The 5,652-nt window shown below is 69.1% G+C and carries 7 protein-coding genes and 1 pseudogene; 4 read left to right on the top strand and 4 right to left on the bottom strand.

Annotation, left to right across the window (positions count from 1 at the left end; all coding sequences use genetic code 11):
- Nucleotides 1-67 precede the first annotated feature (67 nt).
- Genes H0U68_RS16530 through H0U68_RS16515 form a run of 4 tightly spaced genes read left to right on the top strand, consistent with a single transcriptional unit; the run spans nucleotide 68 to nucleotide 2,851 of the window.
- Nucleotides 68-583 (top strand): DUF1697 domain-containing protein, encoded by a 516-nt coding sequence (locus tag H0U68_RS16530; protein WP_296357531.1) that lies wholly within the window; start codon nucleotides 68-70, stop codon nucleotides 581-583.
- Nucleotides 580-1,698: an acyltransferase gene (locus tag H0U68_RS16525; RefSeq protein ID WP_296357529.1), complete on the top strand. Its 1,119-nt coding sequence runs from the start codon at nucleotides 580-582 to the stop codon at nucleotides 1,696-1,698. The genes H0U68_RS16530 and H0U68_RS16525 overlap by 4 nt, the downstream gene beginning before the upstream one ends.
- Before the next feature lie 36 nt (nucleotides 1,699-1,734).
- Nucleotides 1,735-2,214 (top strand): nuclear transport factor 2 family protein, encoded by a 480-nt coding sequence (locus tag H0U68_RS16520; RefSeq protein WP_296357527.1) that lies wholly within the window; start codon nucleotides 1,735-1,737, stop codon nucleotides 2,212-2,214.
- 4 nt (nucleotides 2,215-2,218) lie between these two features.
- Complete coding sequence (locus H0U68_RS16515; protein WP_296357525.1) at nucleotides 2,219-2,851, top strand: pyridoxamine 5'-phosphate oxidase family protein; 633 nt, start codon at nucleotides 2,219-2,221, stop codon at nucleotides 2,849-2,851.
- A gap of 12 nt (nucleotides 2,852-2,863) precedes the next feature.
- Here H0U68_RS16515 and mnmA read toward each other — a convergent pair whose 3' ends face one another.
- The 4 genes and pseudogenes from mnmA to H0U68_RS16495 all read right to left on the bottom strand — a co-directional run.
- Nucleotides 2,864-3,979, bottom strand: coding sequence for a tRNA 2-thiouridine(34) synthase MnmA (gene mnmA, locus H0U68_RS16510; protein ID WP_296357524.1), 1,116 nt, complete (start codon nucleotides 3,977-3,979; stop codon nucleotides 2,864-2,866).
- Nucleotides 3,976-4,455, bottom strand: coding sequence for an NUDIX hydrolase (locus H0U68_RS16505; RefSeq protein WP_296357521.1), 480 nt, complete (start codon nucleotides 4,453-4,455; stop codon nucleotides 3,976-3,978). Before H0U68_RS16505 ends, mnmA begins: the two co-directional genes overlap by 4 nt.
- A 112-nt stretch (nucleotides 4,456-4,567) precedes the next feature.
- On the bottom strand, nucleotides 4,568-5,290 hold the full coding sequence (locus H0U68_RS16500; protein ID WP_296357520.1) for a hypothetical protein: 723 nt from the start codon (nucleotides 5,288-5,290) through the stop codon (nucleotides 4,568-4,570).
- Between the two features lie 94 nt (nucleotides 5,291-5,384).
- Nucleotides 5,385-5,652: pseudogene (locus H0U68_RS16495) on the bottom strand (metallophosphoesterase); the annotation flags it as partial.

Raw genomic sequence — 5,652 nt, 5'->3', positions numbered from 1 at the left:
GTCGAAGCCCTCGTCCACGGGCTTCGACGACATGGACGACGACATTCCGTTTTAAGCCGCGCCGCCGATGCCGCGCTACGTGGCGCTTCTTCGCGGCGTGAGCCCCATGAACTGCAAGATGCCGGCGCTCAAGGCCTGCCTGGAGGACGCCGGCTTCACCAGTGTGAAGACCCTGCTGTCCAGCGGCAACGCGGTGTTCGACGCGCGCAAGGCCGCCATCGCCACGCTGGAGCGCAAGTGCGAGCAGGCCACGGCCGACGGCCTGGGCCACAGGTTCTCCACCCTGGTGCGGCCGCAGGAGGAACTGGCCGCGCTGCTCGCAGCCGACCCGTTCGCCCGCTTCAAGCTGCCGCCCAACGCCAAGCGCATCGTCACTTTCCTGCGCACGCCGTATGGCGGTGCGCTCAAGCTGCCGATCGAATTTGACAACGCTCAGATCCTTGCCGTGCAGGGTGCCGAGGCCCTCTCCGCTTATGTGCCCGATCCGGGCAACCCGGCGTTCATGCGGCTGATCGAGAAGACCTTCGGCAAGGACGTGACCACGCGCACCTGGGACACGGTGAAGAAGTGCTGCGCCGCGTGACAAGCGACGGCGACGGCGCTGTCCAGGCCGCCGCGCATCGTGCGAACAACTTCGATTTCGTGCGGGTGGTTGCCGCTTTGTGCGTGCTGCTCTCGCACCAGTACGCGCTGAGCGGCCTGCCCGAGCCGACGCTGTGGCAGCTGCACAGCCTGGGCGGCATCGGCGTGCTGGTCTTCTTCACCATCAGCGGCTTCCTGGTCGCGCAGAGCTGGCAGGCCGACCCGCATGCGGGCCGCTTCGCGGCGCGGCGCCTGCTGCGCATCTGGCCGGGGCTTGCCGCGCTGACGCTCCTGCTCGCGCTGGTGTGGGGGCCGCTCGTCTCGTCGCTGGGCGCGGCCGACTACTTGCGGCATCCGTTGCTGCTGAAGTACTTCAACAACCTGCGTTTCAGTTTTCGCGACGCGCTGCCGCTGCGCTTGGACGGCAACGCCTTGCCGACGGCGGTCGATGGTTCGCTGTGGACCATTCCGCTGGAGCTGAAGTGCTACCTGGCGCTGGCGCTGCTCGGGCTGGCGGGGCTGCTGCGCGCGCGCTGGGTGGTGCCCGTGTTGACGCTGCTGTGCGTCGCCGTGTACGTGGCGGCGGGGCCGCGCGGTGCGGCCACGATGGAGGTGTTCGACCAGAACATCCAAAAGCTGTTCCTGTTCGAGTTCGGGCTGTTCTTCTTCGCCGGCGTGGCCTGCTGGCGCCTGCAGCCCTTCGCCGACGGCAGGCGGGCGCTGCTGTGCACGGCGGCGGGCTGGGCGCTGGGCAGTGCTGCCTGGGCGGCCGGCCAGCCGTTCCTGGCGCTGTGGTTCGTGCTGCCGGTGACCACGCTGGCGCTCGGCACGGCGAGCCTGCCATTGCTGCGCCGGGCCGGGCGCTTCGGCGACCTGTCGTACGGCCTGTACATCTATGCATTTCCCGTGCAGCAAACGCTGATCTGGCTGTGCAGGGACACGCTGCCGTGGGGCGCGGTCCTGGGTTTGACGGTGCTGTCCACGTTCGCTCTCGCATTTGCCTCGTGGCACCTGGTGGAGAAGCGCGCACTGCGTCTGAAGCCGCGCAAGCCCCGCCTGGAACCGGCCGGGTGGACGCGTCCGGAAACGGCCAGTGCGCGCGCCGATAACGGCTAGCCTCGGCGTCTCCTGAACCCACCGGAGACGCGCGCCATGGATGCCAAAGAGACCGTACTTGCCTTGTTCGCGGCCTACCGCAGCGGAGACCCCGAGCGCATCGCGGCCATGCTGCATCCCCAGGTGCTGTGGATCGCGCCCGCCGGCAATGCCACGCAGGTGGCGCTCGGTCTGGGCAGCGCCGACGACGCCGGCGCGCCGCGCGGCCTGAACGATCTGGACCACGCCCTGATCGTCGACTTCATGGCGCACAACTACGCGCGCTTTTTCTGCAACGTCTCCATCGAGGTACGCCTGATGCTGGCGCAGGGCGACACGGTCGTCGTCGAGCACCGCATGACAGCCGTGCTGCCCAACGGCCGCGACTACGTCAACGATTACTGCTTCATCTACGAGGTGCGCGAAGGCCAGGTCTGGCGCATCCGCGAGTACATGGACACGCGCGGCGGCTGGGCCCAGGTGTTCGGCGACGCGCCGGGGCAGTCCCTGATGGCGTTCGCCACCGCGCCACAATAAGCGCATGACGACGACCCAGCCTTCCGCGCACACCATCACCACCCCGCAACAGCTGCAGGCGCTGTTCGACGCGCCCGGCGAGGCTTCGCTGCGCAAGGAGGTGGACTTCGTCCACCCGCTCTACCGCGCCATGATCGAGGCGTCGCCCTTCGCCGTGCTGGCGACCGCCGGGCCCGAAGGGCTGGACGCCTCGCCGCGGGGCGACCCGGGCGGCTGCGTGGTGGTGCAGGACGAGCGCACGCTGCTGCTGCCCGAGCGGCGCGGCAACAACCGCGTGGACAGCCTGCGCAACCTGCTGGCCGACCCGCGCATGGCGCTGCTGTTCCTGATTCCCGGCGTGGGCGAGACGCTGCGCGTGAACGGCCGCGCCCGCATCTCGGTCGAGCCGGCGCTGCTGGAGCGCTGCGCCATGCGCGGCGCGCTGCCCAAGTGCGTGTTGGTGATCGACGTGGAGCGGGTGTTTTTTCAGTGCGCCCGCGCGATCCAGCGCTCCCGCTTATGGCAGCCGCTGCCCGCGGAGACGCTGGCCAAGGTGCCGACGGCCGGGCAGGTGCTGGAGGCGCTGACCGAACGCGCAATCGACGGCGACGGCTACGACCGCGCGCTGCCCGAGCGCCAGCGTTCCACGCTGTATTGAGCTCGCGCGCGCTCAGCGCGCGATCACCCCGCCGCCCAGGCACACCTCGCCGTCATACAGCACGGCCGATTGCCCCGGCGTGACGGCCCATTGCGGCTCGTCGAAGTCCAGGTGCAGCGCGCCGTCGGCCGCGGCCGGCAGCACGCACGCCGCATCGGCCTGCCGGTAGCGCGTCTTTGCGCCGTAGCGTCCGGCCGCGGGCGGCTCGCCGGCGATCCAGCTGGCGTCGCCGGCATCCAGCGCGGGCGACAGCAGCCAGGGATGGTCGTGGCCCTGCACCACCCACAGGATGTTCTTCTCCACGTCCTTGCGCGCCACGAACCACGGCGCGTGCTCACCGCCGCCGCGCTGCGCGCCTTTTTCCTTCACGCCGCCGATGCCCAGGCCCTGCCGCTGGCCGAGCGTGTAGAAGCTCAGGCCCTGGTGCCGGCCGATGGTGCGTCCGCGCTCGTCCTTGATCGGCCCCGGCTCCTTGGCGATGTAGCGGTTCAGGAAGTCGCGGAACGGCCGCTCGCCGATGAAGCAGATGCCGGTGGAATCCTTCTTCTTCGCATTGGGCAGGCCGATCTCCTCGGCGATGCGCCGCACCTCGGTCTTGCGCAGCTCGCCCACCGGGAACAGGCTCTTGGCCAGCTGCGCCTGCGTCAGCCGGTGCAGGAAATAGCTCTGGTCCTTGGTGGCGTCCAGGCCCTTGAGCAGCTGGTGCCTGCCGCTCGCTTCGTCGTAGCGCACGCGTGCATAGTGCCCGGTGGCGATCTTCTCGGCGCCCAGCCGCATGGCGTGGTCGAGGAAGGCCTTGAACTTGATCTCGGCGTTGCACAGCACGTCGGGGTTCGGCGTGCGGCCGGCCTGGTATTCGCGCAGGAATTCGGCGAACACGCGGTCCTTGTATTCGACGGCAAAGTTGACGTGCTCGATCTCGATGCCGATCACGTCGGCCACCGACGCGGCGTCGATGAAGTCCTGGTTGGACGAGCAGTACTCGCTGTCGTCGTCGTCCTCCCAGTTCTTCATGAAGATGCCGACCACCTCGTGGCCCTGCTGCTTGAGCAGCCACGCCGTCACGGCCGAGTCCACGCCGCCGCTCAGGCCCACCACCACGCGCATCTTGCTGCCCGATGCGCTCATGGCTGCGCCACGCTGGGATGGGTGTAGACGGTGGCCAGCGGATGGCGCTGGCCGGCCAGGTAGTCCTCCAGGCAGCGCAGCACCAGCGGGCTGCGGTGGCGCTGCGTGCTGGCACGGATCTCGTCGGCGGTGAGCCACAGTGCGCGCACGATGCCGGTGTCGAGCTTGCGCGCGGGATGGTGTTGCACCGCATCGCCGCAGAACGCGAAGCGCAGGTAGGTGACGTCTTCAGCGGTGGCGGGGCGCTGGAAGCGCGCCAGGTAGATGCCCACCAGCGCCGTGGGGCGGAAGGTCCAGGCGGTTTCTTCCAGCACCTCGCGGGCGCACCCTTCGGCCGGCGACTCGCCCGCATCCAGGTGGCCGGCCGGGTTGTTGAGCCTCAAGCCGTCGGCGGTTTCTTCCTCCACCAGCAGGAAGCGGCCGTCGCGCTCGATCACGGCGGCCACGGTGACGCTGGGTTTCCATCGTTGGTCCATCCCTGGATTATCTTGGGATGCGACAGAATGCGTTGATGGCGCACACGGAGAGGGAGGAAGGCGAGAGAGGTTGAGAATCCCCGCCGGACCGCACGCAACAACGTTCAGAGAATCAAGCCTCGTACTCGGCGGCGCCCTGCACCCAGATGAAGGATTGCAGGTCGATCATGTCGCGTGCCTTGAAGCCGGGCTTGCGGTCCAGGTCGCGCCGGATCACGGCGGCAAAGGCCAGCAGTTCGCGGTACAGCGGCCACGAGGGCGTGGATGCATAGGGCATGGCATAGCCGTAGGCCTGCGCCGCCAGCCGCGTCGCGCGCGGTTTCAGGAACAGGTGGCGGTCGGGCCGGGCGATGAAGCCGAACACCGTGGCCACCGGCCAGGTCAGCACCCGGCTGCCCGGCTGCGGCAGTTCGGCCAGCGCCTGCAGCCAGTCGACAAAGCGCTGCTGCGGCGAGCCCGGTCCGTACAGGAAGCCGTACAGTTCGGTGGCGAACAGGCGCGCGCCAGCCGGCGTCTTCACCGCGTCGCGCAGCGCCATTTTCTCGAACGAGAACAGCAGGTTGGTGCGCGACTCGATGCGCACCGCCAGGTCGGCGACCTGGCGGAATTCGCCGCGCGCGATCAGCTTGCGCAGCGCGGCCGGGCCCAGTTCGGCCTGCCACTCCAGGTGCGCGCGCTCCTTGTGCGCGCGCTCCGCGACGACGTAGGTCTCGTCGTCGAAACCTTCCGGATAGAACAATTCGAATTTGCGGCGGCAACGCGCCGCGCCGAGGTAGCTCACGTTCGCGGGACCGCCGCGCGCGAGGGGGAAAGGGACGAAAGCTGCACGTGCCATGCAGGCAGTGTTGGGCTCCGGCCGAGCTCAGCAATGTGGGAGCGCGTGCCGCGCGGGCGTAGGAGCGGTCTTGCGCCGTGCTTTGCCTGGCTCCTTAGGCCACAGGTGCGCGGATGAGCACGATCTGCGTGATCTCGGACGGCGCGCCCAGCCGTTTCGGCGGCCCCCAGTAGCCGGTGCCCCGGCTCACGTAGAGCCAGAGCTTGCCGATGCGGTGCAGCCCGGCCGTATAGGGCTGCTGCAGCCGCACGAAGAAATTCCACGGCAGGAACTGGCCGCCGTGCGTGTGGCCCGAAAGCTGGATGTCGAAGCCGGCCGCCACCGCGCCGCCCAGGCTGCGCGGCTGGTGCGCCAGCAGCAGC

Source organism: Ramlibacter sp., assembly GCF_013697775.1.
Classification (GTDB): domain Bacteria; phylum Pseudomonadota; class Gammaproteobacteria; order Burkholderiales; family Burkholderiaceae_C; genus Ramlibacter.
This window is presented reverse-complemented; position numbering and strand designations above follow the sequence as displayed.

Bases quoted from the DNA above. Each gene is read 5' to 3' on its own strand.
- H0U68_RS16530 (WP_296357531.1), top strand. From the start codon at position 68: ATGCCGCGCTACGTGGCGCTTCTTCGCGGCGTGAGCCCCATGAACTGC.
- H0U68_RS16520 (WP_296357527.1), top strand. From the start codon at position 1,735: ATGGATGCCAAAGAGACCGTACTTGCCTTGTTCGCGGCCTACCGCAGC.
- H0U68_RS16515 (WP_296357525.1), top strand. From the start codon at position 2,219: ATGACGACGACCCAGCCTTCCGCGCACACCATCACCACCCCGCAACAG.
- mnmA (WP_296357524.1), bottom strand. From the start codon at position 3,979: ATGAGCGCATCGGGCAGCAAGATGCGCGTGGTGGTGGGCCTGAGCGGC.
- H0U68_RS16505 (WP_296357521.1), bottom strand. From the start codon at position 4,455: ATGGACCAACGATGGAAACCCAGCGTCACCGTGGCCGCCGTGATCGAG.
- H0U68_RS16500 (WP_296357520.1), bottom strand. From the start codon at position 5,290: ATGGCACGTGCAGCTTTCGTCCCTTTCCCCCTCGCGCGCGGCGGTCCC.